This window comes from Pseudomonas sp. FSO-7 (genome assembly GCF_059579345.1).
The window spans coordinates 2,943,241-2,958,848 of record NZ_CM184193.1 but is presented as its reverse complement, the minus strand read 5'-3'; the positions used below and the strand labels follow the sequence as shown (position 1 = coordinate 2,958,848).

The following is a 15,608-nucleotide window of genomic DNA, read 5'->3' as shown; positions in this document are numbered from 1 at the left end:
TTGAAACCACTACAAACGCACCTGCTGCAACAAAAACAACAAGCTCAGGAGTCAACGCCATGCAAACGCTCAACCTCGCCACCCGCCGCTGGTGGTACATCATGCCCATCGTGTTCATCACCTACAGCCTGGCCTACCTCGACCGGGCCAACTATGGCTTTGCCGCCGCCTCGGGCATGGCCGAAGACCTGATGATCACGCCGGGGCTTTCGTCGCTGCTGGGCGCATTGTTTTTCCTCGGTTACTTTTTCTTCCAGGTCCCTGGGGCGATCTACGCGCAAAAGCACAGCGTGAAGAAGCTGATCTTCGTCAGCCTGATCCTCTGGGGTTCGCTGGCCACCCTGACGGGCGTGGTCTCCAACGCCTACTGGCTGATCGTGATCCGCTTCATGCTCGGGGTGGTCGAGGCCGCCGTCATGCCGGCGATGCTGGTGTACCTGTGTCACTGGTTTACCCGGGCCGAACGCTCGCGCGCCAATACCTTCCTGATCCTCGGCAACCCGGTGACCATGCTGTGGATGTCCGTGGTCTCGGGTTACCTGGTGCAGCAATTCGACTGGCGCTGGATGTTCATCATCGAAGGCCTGCCGGCGGTGCTCTGGGCCTTTGTCTGGTGGCGCCTGGCCGATGATCGTCCAGCTCAGGCCAAGTGGCTCAGCGACCAGGAAAAACACGACCTGGAAAGTGCCTTAGCGGCCGAACAGGTCGGCATCAAGGCGGTGAAGAACTACGCCGAAGCCTTCCGCTCGCCCAAGGTGATCATCCTGGCGCTGCAGTTTTTCTGCTGGAGCATCGGGGTTTACGGGTTTGTGCTGTGGTTGCCGTCGATCCTCAAGGCCGGCCTGCAGATGAACATGGTCGAGGCCGGGTGGCTGTCGTCCTTGCCGTACCTGGCGGCGGTGATCGGCATGCTGGTGGTGTCCTGGGCGTCGGACAAGGCGCAGAAGCGCAAGCGTTTTGTCTGGCCGCCGCTGCTGATCGCCTCCATCGCGTTCTACGCCTCCTACCTGCTGGGAGCTGAGCACTTCTGGTGGTCCTATGGCTTGCTGGTAGTCGCCGGCGCTTGCATGTACGCGCCCTACGGTCCGTTCTTCGCCATCGTTCCGGAAATCCTCCCGGCCAATGTCGCCGGCGGCGCCATGGCCTTGATCAACAGCATGGGCGCGCTGGGTTCGTTCGGCGGCTCGTACCTGGTGGGCTACCTCAACGGCACCACCGGCTCCCCTGGCATGTCCTTCCTGTTGATGAGCGGCGCGTTGCTGCTCTCGGTCGTGCTGACCCTCGCCCTCAAGCCCGGCGCCAGCGACCGGACCGTCTCCCATCCCGCGACGCCACACCCGTCGCCCGCCCGCTCCTGAATCGAGACCCGCCCCATGAAAAAGCACGTGGTGCTGTACAAAGCGCTGTCACCTCAATTGATGGCCCGCCTGCAAGCCCAGGCCCAAGTCACGCTCATCGAACGCCTTGATGCCCAGGGCCTGGCGCAACTGCGCGACGCCCTCCCCACGACCCACGGCCTGCTCGGCGCCAGCCTCAAGCTGGATGCGGCGCTGCTGGACCTGGCGCCGAACCTGCAAGCCATCGCCAGCGTCTCGGTGGGGGTCGATAACTACGACATCGATTACCTGACCGAACGCCGAATCCTGCTCAGCAACACCCCCGACGTGCTGACCGAAACCACCGCAGACACAGGCTTCGCCCTGATCCTGGCGACCGCCCGGCGCGTGGTGGAACTGGCCAACCTGGTCCGCGAAGGTGGCTGGCAACAGAGCATCGGCCCCCGTCATTTCGGCACCGATGTCCATGGCAAGACCCTGGGCATCATCGGCATGGGCCGCATCGGCGAAGCCCTGGCCCAACGCGGGCACTTCGGCTTCGGCATGCCGGTGCTCTACCACAGCCATTCGCCCAAGCCCGCGGTCGACCAGCGTTTCAACGCCCGTTATTGCAGCCTCGAAACGCTGTTACAGCAGGCGGATTTCATCTGCCTGACCCTGCCCTTGACCGCTGAGACTCAAGGGCTGATCGGCACCCAAGCGTTCGCGCAAATGCGCCCCGAGAGCATCTTCATCAACATCTCCCGAGGCAAGGTGGTGGATGAAGCGGCGCTGATCGAGGCCCTGCGCAACCAACAGATCCGTGGCGCGGGGCTGGATGTGTTCGAGCGCGAACCCTTGAATGCGGATTCGCCGCTATTGCAGATGGACAACGTGGTCGCGACGCCGCACATGGGCTCGGCCACCCACGAGACCCGGGAAGCGATGGCGCGCTGTGCGGTGGACAATCTGTTGGCGGCGTTGGCGGGGGAGCGGCCGGTGAATCTGGTGAATGCGGGGGCGTGGAAAGGCTGAGCCATTCACCGCCAGTCAAAACGTCATCGCGAGCAAGCTCGCTCCCACAATGGATCTGTGGCGCTCCTTGACCCGCGTCCACCGCCAATCCCCCTGTGGGAGCGAGCTTGCTCGCGATGGCGTAGTGTCAGGCAACATTTTCGTCGACTGACACACCACCTTCGCGAGCAAGCCCGCCCCCACAACGACTCCAAACCGATCACAAATCCGCACACCAGACAAAATCCCGTTAGTCGCCAACCCCCGCCATGCATTAAAGTAACGCCCCCAGCCCCGGCGTTATCCGAACGCCTGGGGCCACCCTTTCCAGGAACAGTCATCGATGGAACATCGTGAAGCGCTGCTTGCGCTGCGAACCTTTCTTTCAACGCAGATTCTCGGCCAGGAAAAACTCATCGAGCGCCTGCTCATCGCCCTGCTCGCCGACGGTCATATGCTGGTGGAAGGCGCGCCTGGGCTGGCCAAGACCAAAGCCATCAAAGAGCTGGCCGAGGGCATCGAAGCGCAGTTCCATCGTATCCAGTTCACTCCCGATCTGCTGCCCGCCGACATCACCGGCACGGAGATCTACCGCCCGGAAACCGGCAGCTTCGTGTTCCAGCAAGGGCCGATTTTCCACAACCTGGTGCTGGCGGACGAAATCAACCGCGCCCCGGCCAAGGTCCAGTCGGCCCTGCTCGAAGCCATGGCCGAGCGCCAGGTCAGTGTCGGGCGCAGCACTTATGAACTGTCGCCGCTGTTCCTGGTGATGGCCACGCAGAACCCGATCGAGCAGGAAGGCACCTACCCGCTGCCCGAAGCCCAGCTCGACCGGTTCCTGATGCACGTCAAGATCGGCTTTCCCGATGCCGCCGTGGAACGCCGCATCCTCCAGCAGGCCCGGGGTGAAGCGCTGAACGGCGAGACCAAGCCCGAGCGCCGCGTGAGCCAGCAGGCGATCTTCTCCGCCCGCAAGGAGATCCTCGGGTTGTACATGGCCGATGCCGTGGAGGAGTACCTGGTGCAACTGATCATGGCCACCCGCAACCCCGCCAAGTTCGATCCCGAGATGGCCGAGTGGATCGCCTACGGCGCCAGTCCGCGGGGCTCCATCGCCCTGGACCGCTGCGCCCGTGCCCATGCCTGGCTGGCCGGGCGCGACTTTGTCAGCCCGGAAGATATCCAGGCCGTGCTGTTCGACGTGCTGCGCCATCGCATCATCCTGTCGTTCGAAGCCGAGGCCGCCGGCATCGACCAGGACCGGGTCGTGCAGCGGATTCTCGACGTCGTCGCTGTCGCTTGAGCATGAGTCATGAATAACCCCCTGGCGCCCGCACCGGGCATCCGCGTCAGCCTTTCGGAGCTGATCGAGATGCGCCATCGCGTGCGCGAGGTGCAATTGTTCTCGACACCGGGCCAGCGCAGCCCGCTGATCGGCCTGCATCACTCCAAGCTGCGCGGGCGCGGGGTGGATTTCGACCAGGTGCGGGTCTACCAGGCCGGCGACGACGTACGCACCATTGACTGGCGCGTCACCGCCCGGACCCAGGAGCCTCACACCAAACTGTTCCACGAAGAACGCGAGCGACCGATTTTCATCATGATCGAGCAAAGCCACCGGCTGTTCTTCGGCTCTGGACTGATGTTCAAGTCGGTGCTTGCCGCCCAGGCCGCCAGTCTGATCGGCTGGGCCGCGCTGGGGCATAACGATCGGGTCGGCGGCCTGGTGTTCGGCAACAACACCCATTACGAGGTCAAGCCGCGACGCAGCAAACAGAGCCTGTTGCAATTGCTCAACCGGCTGGTGCGGGTCAATCAATCGTTGCACACCGAGGGCGAGCCGGACCGCGACTCGTTCGGCATCGCCCTGCGCCGGGCCCGGGAAGTGCTGCGACCCGGCAGCCTGGTGATCGTGATTTGCGACGAACGAGCCTTGTCCGACGGCGCCGAGCAGCAACTGAGCCTGCTGTCGCGTCATTGCGACCTGTTGCTGCTGCCGCTGTCGGACCCGCTGGATCACGCCTTGCCCGCCGCCGGCTTGCTGCGCTTCGCCCAGCGTGGCGCGCAGCTGGAACTCGACACCCTGAATTTCGAACTGCGCCAGGCCTATCGCGCCCAGGCCGAGGCACGCCAGGCGCGTTGGGAATTGCTGGCGCAGAAGCTGCGGATCCTGATGATGCCCCTGAGCACCCAGGGCGACATGGTCGAGCAACTGCGCGAATACCTGAACCCCAAGCGGGCCGGGAAAGGCCGATGAGCAATCTCGATCAACTGCAGCCGCTGATGGCGCCACCGCCCATTGGCTTCTGGCCGCCCGCGCCGGGCTGGTGGTTGCTGCTGGTAATGTTGCCGTTGCTGGGCCTGGGCCTGTGGCAATTGCGCCGGTTCATTCCCGCCAAGCGCACCACCGACCGCAACGAGCAACCCCTGGACCCGGTGCGCCTGGCCGCCCTGGCCGAACTCGCCCGCCTGCCCAAGCCCTACGACGGCGCGCCAGCCGGTGCCTGGCTCCAGCAGCTCAATGGGCTGCTCAAACGCCTATGCCGCAACCACTACCCCTACAGCCAGAGCCACACCCTCAACGGGCGCAAATGGCTGGCCTTCCTGGATAACCGTTGCCCGGCCGCCGGCCTGACGCGCTGGATGGTACTGGTGGAAGGCGCCTACAAGCCCGAATGCAAACTCGATGACAAAGCCATCGCCGGCCTGACCCAGGCGGTGGAAATCTGGATTCGCAAACATGTTTGAATTCGCCTGGCCGTGGATGTTCGCCCTGCTGCCGCTGCCCTGGCTGATGCGCCTGGTGCTGCCGGCGGCCGACAGCGGCGAGTCGGCGCTCAAGGTCAGTTTTCTCGGCGACCTGGAAGGCCTGGTGGGCCGTCGGGCCCGGGCCAATCTGCCGACCTGGCGGCAACAGACGCCCTTTATCCTGCTCTGGCTGCTGTTGCTGATTGCCGCTGCACGACCGCAGTGGCTGGGGGAGCCGCTGCCCATTGCCGCCAGCGGTCGCGACCTCCTGGTGGCGGTGGACGTCTCGGGCTCCATGGACTTTCCCGACATGCAGTGGAAGGACGAAGAAGTCAGCCGCCTCACGTTGGTCCAACACATGCTCGGGGATTTTCTCGAAGGCCGCGAAGGTGACCGGGTCGGCCTGATCCTGTTCGGCAGCCAGGCCTACTTGCAGGCGCCGCTGACCTTCGACCGCCGCACCGTGCGTCGCTGGCTCGACGAAGCGCGCATCGGCATCGCCGGCAAGAACACCGCCATCGGCGATGCCATCGGCCTGGCCCTCAAACGCCTGCGCCAGCGTCCGGCCCACAGTCGCGTGCTGATCCTGGTCACCGACGGTGCCAACAACGGCGGCGAAATCGACCCGCTGACCGCCGCTCGGCTGGCCGCCGACGAAGGCGTGAAAATCTACCCGATCGGCATTGGTGCCGACCCGGAGCAAAGCGGCACGGCGGGCTTCCTCGGCGTCAACCCGAGCCTGGACCTCGACGAGCCGACCCTCAAGGACATTGCCCAGGTCACGGGCGGTCGCTATTTCCGCGCCCAGGATGGCGAGCAATTGCTGGCGATCAAGACCACCCTCGACCAGCTCGAACCGGTGACCCAGCAACCGACCCAGGCGCGCCCTGCCCTGGCGCTGTATCACTGGCCCCTGGCCGTTGCGCTGCTGTTGAGCATGTTGCTGGTGGCCCGGGCGCGCTGGCCGGACAACCCACTGCAACGCCTGCTCAACCAAGCGCTGTTCCAGCCGGCCCAACACACCGAGTGGCGCCAGCGGCTCAAGCGCCTGCGCTTGCGGAGGCGTCGATGATCGCCCTCTGGCCACACTGGCTGCGCCCCTGGTTCGTGTTGCTGCTGCCGTTGCTGGGCTGGTTGCTCTGGCAACTGTGGCACCGGCAGAAGCGGGTGGGCCGCTGGCAGATGATCCTGCCACCGGCCTTCCATGCGGTGCTGCTCAGTGGTGGCAGTGGCCGGGAAAGCCGGCTGCCGTGGATTGCCCTCGGCCTGGGCTGGCTGTTGATCGTGCTGGCGTTACTGGGGCCAAGCTGGGCGCGGGTCGAACAGACCAGCCAGAAACCCGCCGACCCGCTAGTCGTGATACTGGAACTGACCCCGGAAATGCTCGCCACCGATGTTCCGCCCACGCGCTTGGAACAGGCCCGGCGCAAGGTGCTGGACCTGTTGCAGAACCGCAGCGATGCCCAGACCGCGATCATCGTCTATGCCGGCAGCGCCCACACGCTGGTGCCGCTGTCCGACGACCTGGCCACCAGCACCAACCTGCTCGAAGCCCTCGCGCCGTCGATCATGCCCCAGAGCGGCCATCGCGCCGACCTGGCCGTTCATAAAGCCATGGCCCTGCTGGACCAGGGTGAGCTCGGCCACGGTCGGATCCTGCTGATCGGTTCGTCGTTGAACGAGCAGGAACGTGAAGGCATCCGCCTGGTCCTGGACGGCTCCGCCACGCAATGGCTGATGCTGGGCATCGGTACCCGCGAAGGCGCACCGGTGGCCCAGGAAGATGGCAGTTACCTCAAGGATGCCCAGGGTTCGATCCTGGTGCCACGCCTGGACAGCCCGGGCCTCAAGGCCTTCGCCAACGAGCTGGACGGTCGCTACCGCCCGGCGCGGCTGGACGACAGCGACCTGCGCGGCCTGGGCCTGCTGGACGGTCCTCGCCATCTGCGCAGCGACGGCCAGACGTTGCGCCTGGACACCTGGGCCGACCAGGGTCATTGGCTGCTCCTGCCATTGTTGCTGCTGGCCGCCTGCGCCGGGCGTCGCGGTTGGCTGTTCTGCCTGCCGCTGCTGTTCGCCTTGCCGCAAACCGGCCACGCCTTCGAATTCCAGGACCTGTGGTTGCGCGCCGACCAACAGGGCCAGCACTTGCTCAAGCAAAAGCGCCCCGCCGAAGCCGCCGTCCACTTCGAAGACAGCCAGTGGCAAGGCGTCGCCCTGTACGAAGCCGGCCAATACAGCGAAGCCGCCCGGCGCTTCGCCGAAGGCAACGACGCCCGTGCCCACTACAATCGTGGCAATGCCCTGGCCCGGAGCGGCGAGCTGGAAGCCGCACTCGATGCCTATGAACAAGCCCTGGAACTGCAACCCGACCTGCGCCCGGCCCAGACCAACAAGGCCCTGGTACAGAGCCTGTTGAAGGAACAGGCACCACCGGCGACGCCAGAGCCCAAGCCCGCCGAAAGCGAGGAACCGGGGCCGGCCGAACAAGCGCCGGATAGCGATTCAACCCACCCGTCTTCCGAACCGGGACAGCCATCCAGCGAGGCGACCGCGACGCCGGACGAGTCCCAGCCCCCACGGACCGCACAAGCGCCCACCGCCCAGGATGTGCCGGGCAGTGAGCTGCCTGATGAACAAACCACCACGCCGCCGCTGCGTCCCGCCGCCGGCCAGCGCAATGAAGAAGAACAACGCCAGGCCATGGAACAGTGGCTGCGCCAGATCCCGGACAATCCCGGCGAGCTGCTCAGGCGTAAATTCTGGTATGAACAGCAAAGCCATCAGGCCCAGGGAAAAACCCCATGACCCGCTTCACCGCCTACCTCCTCGTCTTGCTGCTCTGGGCCTCTGGAACCCAGGCTGCACAGCTGACGGCCAGTGTGGACCGCAGCCGCCTGAATTCCGGGGAAACGGTGGAATTGACCCTGGAATCCAATGACGCCACGTTGTTCGGCAAACCCGACCTGGGCCCGCTCCAGGCCTTGTTCGATGTACGCGGCACCCGCCAGGTCAACCAGTTGACCACCCTCGACGGCGAGAACCGCGCCACCACCCGCTGGATCGTCACCCTGCTGCCGCGTCGAAGCGGCACCGTGGTCATTCCTCCATTGCAACTGGGCGAGGTGAGCAGCCAGCCCATCACTCTGCAAGTCATCGAAAGCGAAACCCGCAACGCCTCGGGGACCCTGGCGCCGGTGTTCATCGAGGCCAGCCTCGACCAGCGCGATGTCTACGTACAGGCCCAGGCGATCCTGACCCTGCGCATCTACCATTCGGTGTCGCTGTACGACGACAGCAGCCTGACGCCGCTGCACATCCCCGACGCCCGCACCGAACAACTGGGCGAATCGCGCACCTATGAAAAGGTCATCAACGATGTGCGCCACGGCGTGATCGAACTGCGTTATGGCATCTACCCGCAGCGCAGCGGCGAGCTGACGATCCCGGCCCAGACCTTCAGCGCTACCCTGGTCGAACCGGTGGCCCAGGACGCCGCACCTTCAGGCCCCAAGCCCGGCCAATTGATGCGGGTCAGCTCCGAACAACTGCTGCTGAGCGTCAAACCCAAGCCCGCCAGCTACCCGGCCGACGTACCCTGGCTGCCGGCACGCAGCCTGTCCTTGAGCGAAAGCTGGAGCCCGGAACCGACCCACAGCCAGGTCGGCGACTCCCTGACCCGCAGCCTGACCCTGGAAGCCGAAGGCCTGGCCAGCGCCCAGTTGCCACCGCTGCCAGCCACCGAAATCAATGGCCTGCGGCGCTACCCGGACCAACCGGTCCTCAGCAGCCGCAGCAGTGAACGCGGGCTGGTGGGCAGCCGCGAAGACCGCGAGGCGCTGGTGCCCAACCGGAGCGGCACCATCGAGCTGCCACCGGTGGAAGTGGTCTGGTGGAACACCCTGGAAGATCACCTGGACCGCACCAGCCTCCCGGCGCGGACCCTGCAAGTGGCGAACAATCCAAGCCTGATGGTGGATACGCCGGCCGGTACGGCGCAGATCGTGACGACGGTCGACAACGAGAGCCTGTGGTATTGGCAACTGAGCAGCCTGATCCTGGCCTGCACGACGTTGCTCGGCTTTGGCTTGTGGTGGCGCGCCCGGTGGCAGCCGGCGATCCTGCGCTCGACCCAGGCCGGACCGAGCCCGCGCACCCTGCTGGACGACCTCAAGCGCACCTGCCTGGCCAACGACCCCCACGCCACTCGCCAGGCCCTGGACGCCTGGGCCCGCCAGCAACCGGAGACCCTGGCCGACATGGCGGCGCGCTTCGTGCCGCTGTCCGACGCCCTGGACGGCCTCAACGGCGCGCTCTACAGCGAGACCGGCCAGCATTGGCAAGGCGAAGACCTGTGGCGGGCCATTCGCACCATCCCGCCCACCGAAGGGGCGCTGGATTCTGCGGGTGATTCGGGATTGCCGCCGCTTTACCCCAAATAACCCGCTCTTTTTTGTAGCTTTTGAGCTTTGTAGCTTTTGTGCTTTTGTGCTTTTGTGCTTTTGTGGCGAGGGAGCTTGCTCCCGCTCGATTGCGCAGCAATCGCAAAAAAGGGGGCCACTACGCAGCCCAACGGGAGCAAGCTCCCTGGCCACAGGATCGCGCTGCAGCAGATACCTCGAAGTTGAACAAGTCCTCCCCCCGGTTTCCCAGTAAACTCTCCTTCTTTTAGCCGCCCTCCTCTTCACCGCGGCCATCATCTGTTTTCTGGAGTTTGCCTTGCGTCTGTTTCACACCTCCGACTGGCACCTGGGGCAAAACCTGCACGGTCAGGAACGCGATTTCGAACACGCCTGTTTCCTCGACTGGCTGCTGCGTCAACTGACCCACGAAAAACCCGACGTGCTGCTGATCGCCGGCGACATCTTCGACACCGTCAACCCGCCGGTCAAAGCCCAGGAGCGGCTGTACGATTTCATCGTCAGTGCCCACGAACAAAACGCCAACCTGACCATCGTGATGATCGCCGGCAACCACGACTCCGGCTCACGTATCGAATTGCCTGCGCCGCTGATGCGACGTTTGCGCACCCACGCCCTGGGCCGGGTGTTGTGGCTGGACGACGGTCAACTGGACGTCGAACGCCTGTTATTGCCGTTGCCCGATGCCAAGGGCAAGGTCAAGGCGTGGTGCCTGGCCTTGCCGTTCCTGCGCCCCGCCGAAGTCACCGGCGCGCAACTGGGCGACGACTACCTGCGGGGTATCGGCCAGGTCCATGAGTGGCTGATCGCCGCGGCCAACAGCAAGCGCAAGAAAGGCCAGGCGCTGATCGCCATCAGCCATGCGCACATGGCCGGCGGTTCAGTGTCCGAGGATTCCGAGCGCAGCCTGATCATCGGCAACGCCGAGGCCCTGCCCGCCAGCCTGTTCGGCCCGAGCATCAGCTACGTCGCCCTCGGTCACTTGCACAAGCCGCAGAAGGTCAACGGTGAAGAGCGCATCCGCTACAGCGGCTCGCCGATCCCGCTGTCATTCTCGGAGATTGGTTACCAGCATCAGATTCTCGACATCACCCTGGACGGTGAAACCCTGGTCAAGGTCGAGCCACGCCTGATTCCCCGGGCCGTCAACCTGCAACGCCTGGGCCCGGCGCCCTTGGCCGATATCCTGGGGCAACTCAAGGAGTTGCCCGACATCGACCTGCTGGCCGACGTCCAGCGCCAACCCTGGCTGGAAGTGCGGGTGCGCCTCGACGAACCGCAGCCCGACCTGCGCCACCAGGTGGAGACCGCGCTGCAAGGCAAGGCCGTGCGCCTGGTGCGGATCGCCGCCGAGTACGCCGGCAACGGTGGCGCCGGCAGTGCCGATGACAGCAGCGCGCTGGTGGAACTGGATCAACTCAGCCCGCAGGAACTGTTCAGCCGCGCCTGGCAGGACACCTATGGCAACGAAGTGGACGAACAGACCCTCAAGGACTTTGCCGTGCTGTTGCAAGACGTGCAGATGGAGAGCGAGCAGCCATGAAGATCCTCGCGATCCGCCTGAAGAACCTGGCGTCCCTGGCCGGGCCGTTTGAAATTGATTTCACCGCCGAACCCTTGGCCAGTGCCGGCCTCTTTGCCATCACCGGCCCCACCGGCGCCGGCAAGAGCACGCTGCTCGATGCCTTGTGCCTGGCGCTGTTCGGCGCCGTGCCGCGCCTCAACAACACCGGTCGCGATGCCAAGGTGCCGGATGTCGATGGCGAGATTGCCACGGGCGACCCGCGCACGCTGTTGCGCCGTGGCACTGGCGATGGCTTTGCCGAAGTGGATTTTCGCGGCATCGACGGGCGTCGCTATCGGGCCCGCTGGGAAGCCAATCGCGCCCGGGAAAAAGCCGGCGGCAAGTTGCAAGCCAGCCGCCAGAGCCTGCGGGACCTGGACAACGATCAACTGCTGGCGAGCCAGAAAGGCGAATACAAGACCCAGCTCGAAGCCGCCCTGGGCCTGAATTTCGAGCAGTTCACCCGCGCCGTGTTGCTGGCCCAGAGCGAGTTCAGCGCGTTCCTCAAGGCCGATGACAACGATCGCAGCGAACTGCTGGAAAAACTCACCGACACCGCCCTGTATACCCGCCTCGGCCGCCGTGCCTTCGACAAGGCCAAGCAAGCCAAGGACAGCCACCGGCAGTTGCAGGACCAGGCCACCGGTGTCACGCCGCTGGCCCCCGAGGCCCGGGCCGAGCTGGACCAGCGCTTCAACGACGCCCAGCAACACCTCAAGGCCCAGCAGGCGCAACTCAAGCAACTGGAACAGCAACACACCTGGCTGCGCGACCTGCGCCAGTTGCAGGACGAACACGCCAGCGCCGCCGAACAGTTGCAACAGGCCCAGGCCGATTGGAACGCCCTGGCCGACGAACGCCTGAAACTGACCCGCCTGGAACAACTGGCACCCCAGCGCCATCAGTTCATTCGCCAGGCGGAGTTGAGCCGACAGCTCGACCCCTTGGCCGCGCAGATCCAGCAGCTCACCCAGCAGCAGATCGACCTGCATCAACAGCAAGCCGAACAGGAAAAAGGCCTGGGCGCCACGCAACTGGCATTGGCCGCGGCTCGGCAACAAAGCAGCGACAGCGCGCCGCTGCTGCGCCAGGCCTTTGAAGAACAAAGCACCCTGGCCCGCCTCGCCAGAGACGCCAGCCAAGCCGCCGAGCGCCAGGAAACGGCACAACAGGCGTGCAGCGAAGGCCAGCACGCCATCGACACCTTGCTCGATCAGCAAAAACAGGTGGCCGAGCGCTTGCAGCGAATCGCCGGCGAGCTTGAACAAAGCACGCACCTGGCACCACTGAGCGACGCTTGGAACGCCTATCGCGACCGCCTCCAACAACTGATGCTGATCGGCAACCGCCTGAACCAGGGCCAGGCCGAACTCGCCACGCTGGAACAAGGCGCCGCCCGTGCCGCCGAGGAACTGGCTAGCCGCCGGCAAGACCTCGAGGTGCTGTACAAGGAAGCCGGCGCCGAGCCGGAGGCCGTGGCCGAACAGATCCAATTGCTTGGTACCCTGCTGCAAGACAACCGCAAGCAACTGCGCGCCTTCGAGGACCTGACCCGGCTGTGGGCCAGTCAGCAAGAGCTGGACAAGCGTGGTGCCGAGCTTGAGCAACGCCAACAACAGGCGTTGCAGGAACGCGACCGCCTGGTGCGTGAGGGCGGCGAAGCCAAGGCCGAACTGAGCATCGCCGAACAGACCCTGACCGTGACCCGCGCACTGCTGGAACGCCAGCGCCTGGCCCGCAGCGAAAGCGTCGAACAGCTGCGCGCACAGTTGCAGGACGAGCAGCCCTGCCCGGTGTGTGGCAGCGTCGAGCATCCTTATCATCAGCCCGAAGCCCTGCTGGAAAACCTCGGGCGCTTCGATGAAGCCGAAGAGGCCGACGCCCGCAAAGCCGTCGAGCAGCTCAATGAAAAAGTCATCGACCTGCGGGCTCAGTACAGCGGGGTCATCGCCCAGCTCAAGGAACTCAAACAACAGCAGGACCAGCTCGCCAGCCAGCAACAGAGCCTGGCGCCCAGCCTGGAAGCCCACCCGTTGTCGGCGCAACTGCTGGCCCAGGATTCGGGCAAGCGCGACGCTTGGTTGACCCAACAGAACAGCCAGCTGCACTTGCGCATCAGCCAGGACGAACAACGGCAAGCCGCCCTGCTGACTTTGCAGCAGGACGCCGCGCGCATGGGCCAGCGGCTGCGCGAGGCCGAAGCAGCCAGCCAGCAGGCCTCCCAACACCTGGGCAACCAACAGCAAGAACTGACCCGCGACCGCCAGCGCCTGGACGAGGAGTTGAGCCACTTCAGCACCCTGCTGCCGGCTGACACCTTGCAGGCCTTGCGCAGCGAACCCGCCGCGGCCTTCTTGCAGCTCGACCAGCAGATTGCCCAGCGCCTGGAGCAACTGGAACAGCAACGCGACGAACTGGGTGAACAGCTCCAGCGCCAGCAGACCCTGGAAAAAGAACAGGACCGCCAACAGACCCGCGTCCAGCAACTGGAAGCGGCCCGCCTGCAATTCAGTGCCCTGAGCGAGCAACAGCAGGCGTGCCAGGAGAAACTCGCGCAACTGCTCGGCGAACACCCCAGCGCCGAACACTGGCAGCACCAACTCGACCAGCGCCTGGAACAGACCCGGGAGGCCGAGGCGACGGCCAATCAGCAGTTGCAGCAAGTGCGTAACAGCCTTGTGCAACTGGCCGCCGAACTCAAGGCCCGCCAGGAGCAGGCGCAATCCCTGGAGCATGAACTTCAGGCGCTGGCCACAGGTATCGCCCAGTGGCGCACCGGCCATCCTGAACTGGACGATGCCGCCCTTGCAGCCTTGCTCAGCCTGGACGAGCAACACGTCGGCCAGTTGCGCCAGCGCTTGCTCAACAGCGAAAAGGCCATCGAACAGGCCCGCGTACTGCTCACCGAACGCGAGCAGCGCCTGCACAACCACCAGGCCCAGCACAACGGCAACCTGGCGCCCGAGCAACTCGCCGAAGCCCTCGCCGAACTGCAAACTCAATTCGCCGCCAGCGAACAGCGTTGCGCCGAACTGCGCGCCGAACAGGCCGAGGACCAGCGCCGGCAGAACGCCAACCAAGCCCTGGCCCAGCAGATCGAACAGGCCTACGCCGAATACCAGCGCTGGGCACGCCTCGATGCCCTGATCGGCTCGGCCACCGGTGACCGCTTCCGCAAGCTGGCCCAGGCCTACAACCTCGACTTGCTGGTGCATCACGCCAATACCCAACTGCGGCAACTGGTGCGCCGCTATCGGCTCAAACGCGGCGGCAGCATGCTCGGGCTGCTGGTGATGGACACGGAAATGGGCGATGAACTGCGCTCGGTGCATTCGTTGTCCGGCGGCGAAACCTTCCTGGTCTCCCTCGCCCTGGCCTTGGGCCTGGCCTCGATGGCGTCCAGCACCTTGAAGATCGAATCGCTGTTCATCGACGAAGGCTTCGGCAGCCTGGACCCCGAGTCGCTGCAACTGGCGATGGACGCCCTCGACGGCTTGCAGGCCCAGGGCCGCAAGGTCGCGGTGATTTCCCACGTGCAGGAAATGCACGAGCGGATCCCGGTGCAGATCCAGGTGCGACGCCAGGGCAACGGGTTGAGCACGGTGGAAGTGAAATGAGCCGCGCCACGCTCTATTCCTTCCGCCGCTGCCCCTACGCGATGCGGGCGCGCATGGCGTTGCGCTACAGCGCGATTGACGTGGCGATTGTCGAAGTCAGCCTGAAGGCCAAGCCAGCCGAGATGCTCGCCCTCTCCAGCAAAGGCACGGTGCCGGTGCTGCAGGTCGATGGCCGGGTGATCGATGAAAGTCTGGAGATCATGCGCTGGGCCTTGGCCCAACACGACCCGCAGGACTGGAGGCTACGGAACGATGCCGACGGCCAGGCGTTGACGGCGGCGTTGATCGAGGAAAACGACCAGGTGTTCAAGCTGCACTTGAATCGCTACAAATACCCCGAACGCCACGCCGAGTATCCGCAGGAGCATTACCGCCGCGAGGGTGAAGACTTTCTGCGCCGCCTGGAGGCATTGCTTGCAACCCGGTCGTTTCTCGCGGCGGAGCACCAGAGCCTGGCGGACGTGGCAGTAATGCCCTTCATCCGGCAGTTCGCCCATGTCGATCGCGACTGGTTTGCCCAGGCGCCCTATCCCCGGCTACAGGATTGGTTGCAGAGGTTCCTGGAGTCCGAGCTGTTCGTGGCGATCATGGCTAAGTAGCCGTTTGCCTGGCGAGCACACTTTTATAACTGTGGCTAAGGAAGCTTTTGTGGCGAGGGAGCTTGCTCCCGCTCGATTGCGCAGCAATCGCAAAAAAGGTCCGCTGCGCGGCCCAGCGGGAGCAAGCTCCCTCGCCACAAAGGCAATCATGCCCGACCTTTGTTGCCTGATCCGATCAGTCGCTCAGCAAACTCAATAATCGCTCACGCGCCACTTCCAACTCACCGGCATCCGGTTGGGCCGCCGAAACAATCGGTGTGGAATAGAGGAACAGCAGCATCACTGCCAGACGCATCGCCATGGTGTCGATCCTTATCTGCGAAGGAGTC

Annotated in this window: 12 protein-coding genes; 11 read left to right on the top strand and 1 reads right to left on the bottom strand. The window is 64.8% G+C overall.

Translation table 11 applies throughout. The features are described from left to right. Positions 1-59: 59 nt before the first annotated feature. From AC515T_RS12935 to AC515T_RS12885, 11 genes are all read left to right on the top strand, one after another. Positions 60-1,358, top strand: coding sequence for an MFS transporter (locus AC515T_RS12935; RefSeq protein WP_496532796.1), 1,299 nt, complete (start codon positions 60-62; stop codon positions 1,356-1,358). 15 nt (positions 1,359-1,373) lie between these two features. Beyond that, positions 1,374-2,351 carry a 2-hydroxyacid dehydrogenase gene (locus tag AC515T_RS12930; RefSeq protein WP_496532795.1) on the top strand — a complete coding sequence of 326 codons (978 nt, stop codon included), beginning with the start codon at positions 1,374-1,376 and terminating at the stop codon, positions 2,349-2,351. 322 nt (positions 2,352-2,673) lie between these two features. Further along, positions 2,674-3,633 (top strand): AAA family ATPase, encoded by a 960-nt coding sequence (locus AC515T_RS12925; protein ID WP_039589986.1) that lies wholly within the window; start codon positions 2,674-2,676, stop codon positions 3,631-3,633. A 9-nt stretch (positions 3,634-3,642) separates the two neighbouring features. Beyond that, positions 3,643-4,587, top strand: coding sequence for a DUF58 domain-containing protein (locus AC515T_RS12920; RefSeq protein ID WP_496532794.1), 945 nt, complete (start codon positions 3,643-3,645; stop codon positions 4,585-4,587). Continuing rightward, positions 4,584-5,078: a DUF4381 domain-containing protein gene (locus AC515T_RS12915; RefSeq protein WP_496532793.1), complete on the top strand. Its 495-nt coding sequence runs from the start codon at positions 4,584-4,586 to the stop codon at positions 5,076-5,078. The genes AC515T_RS12920 and AC515T_RS12915 overlap by 4 nt, the downstream gene beginning before the upstream one ends. Further along, entirely contained in the window at positions 5,071-6,150 is a 1,080-nt protein-coding gene (locus AC515T_RS12910; RefSeq protein ID WP_496532792.1) for a vWA domain-containing protein, read from the top strand. The genes AC515T_RS12915 and AC515T_RS12910 overlap by 8 nt, the downstream gene beginning before the upstream one ends. Then, a complete protein-coding gene (locus AC515T_RS12905; protein WP_496532791.1) occupies positions 6,147-7,886 on the top strand; it encodes a tetratricopeptide repeat protein in 1,740 nt (579 codons plus the stop codon). The genes AC515T_RS12910 and AC515T_RS12905 overlap by 4 nt, the downstream gene beginning before the upstream one ends. Next, complete coding sequence (locus tag AC515T_RS12900) at positions 7,883-9,520, top strand: BatD family protein (RefSeq protein ID WP_496532790.1); 1,638 nt, start codon at positions 7,883-7,885, stop codon at positions 9,518-9,520. Before AC515T_RS12905 ends, AC515T_RS12900 begins: the two co-directional genes overlap by 4 nt. A gap of 277 nt (positions 9,521-9,797) precedes the next feature. Beyond that, a complete protein-coding gene (locus tag AC515T_RS12895) occupies positions 9,798-11,042 on the top strand; it encodes an exonuclease SbcCD subunit D C-terminal domain-containing protein (RefSeq protein ID WP_496532789.1) in 1,245 nt (414 codons plus the stop codon). Beyond that, positions 11,039-14,680 (top strand): AAA family ATPase, encoded by a 3,642-nt coding sequence (locus tag AC515T_RS12890; RefSeq protein ID WP_496532788.1) that lies wholly within the window; start codon positions 11,039-11,041, stop codon positions 14,678-14,680. Before AC515T_RS12895 ends, AC515T_RS12890 begins: the two co-directional genes overlap by 4 nt. Then, positions 14,677-15,279, top strand: coding sequence for a glutathione S-transferase (locus tag AC515T_RS12885; RefSeq protein ID WP_496532787.1), 603 nt, complete (start codon positions 14,677-14,679; stop codon positions 15,277-15,279). The genes AC515T_RS12890 and AC515T_RS12885 overlap by 4 nt, the downstream gene beginning before the upstream one ends. Positions 15,280-15,454: 175 nt before the next feature. Here AC515T_RS12885 and AC515T_RS12880 read toward each other — a convergent pair whose 3' ends face one another. Continuing rightward, positions 15,455-15,580 carry a hypothetical protein gene (locus AC515T_RS12880; protein ID WP_256587218.1) on the bottom strand — a complete coding sequence of 42 codons (126 nt, stop codon included), beginning with the start codon at positions 15,578-15,580 and terminating at the stop codon, positions 15,455-15,457. Positions 15,581-15,608 lie beyond the last annotated feature (28 nt).

Coding starts and splice junctions, on each gene's coding strand:
- AC515T_RS12925 (WP_039589986.1), top strand. CDS start 2,674: ATGGAACATCGTGAAGCGCTGCTTGCGCTGCGAACCTTTCTTTCAACG.
- AC515T_RS12935 (WP_496532796.1), top strand. CDS start 60: ATGCAAACGCTCAACCTCGCCACCCGCCGCTGGTGGTACATCATGCCC.
- AC515T_RS12930 (WP_496532795.1), top strand. CDS start 1,374: ATGAAAAAGCACGTGGTGCTGTACAAAGCGCTGTCACCTCAATTGATG.
- AC515T_RS12890 (WP_496532788.1), top strand. CDS start 11,039: ATGAAGATCCTCGCGATCCGCCTGAAGAACCTGGCGTCCCTGGCCGGG.
- AC515T_RS12900 (WP_496532790.1), top strand. CDS start 7,883: ATGACCCGCTTCACCGCCTACCTCCTCGTCTTGCTGCTCTGGGCCTCT.
- AC515T_RS12915 (WP_496532793.1), top strand. CDS start 4,584: ATGAGCAATCTCGATCAACTGCAGCCGCTGATGGCGCCACCGCCCATT.
- AC515T_RS12920 (WP_496532794.1), top strand. CDS start 3,643: ATGAATAACCCCCTGGCGCCCGCACCGGGCATCCGCGTCAGCCTTTCG.
- AC515T_RS12880 (WP_256587218.1), bottom strand. CDS start 15,580: ATGGCGATGCGTCTGGCAGTGATGCTGCTGTTCCTCTATTCCACACCG.
- AC515T_RS12910 (WP_496532792.1), top strand. CDS start 5,071: ATGTTTGAATTCGCCTGGCCGTGGATGTTCGCCCTGCTGCCGCTGCCC.
- AC515T_RS12885 (WP_496532787.1), top strand. CDS start 14,677: ATGAGCCGCGCCACGCTCTATTCCTTCCGCCGCTGCCCCTACGCGATG.
- AC515T_RS12905 (WP_496532791.1), top strand. CDS start 6,147: ATGATCGCCCTCTGGCCACACTGGCTGCGCCCCTGGTTCGTGTTGCTG.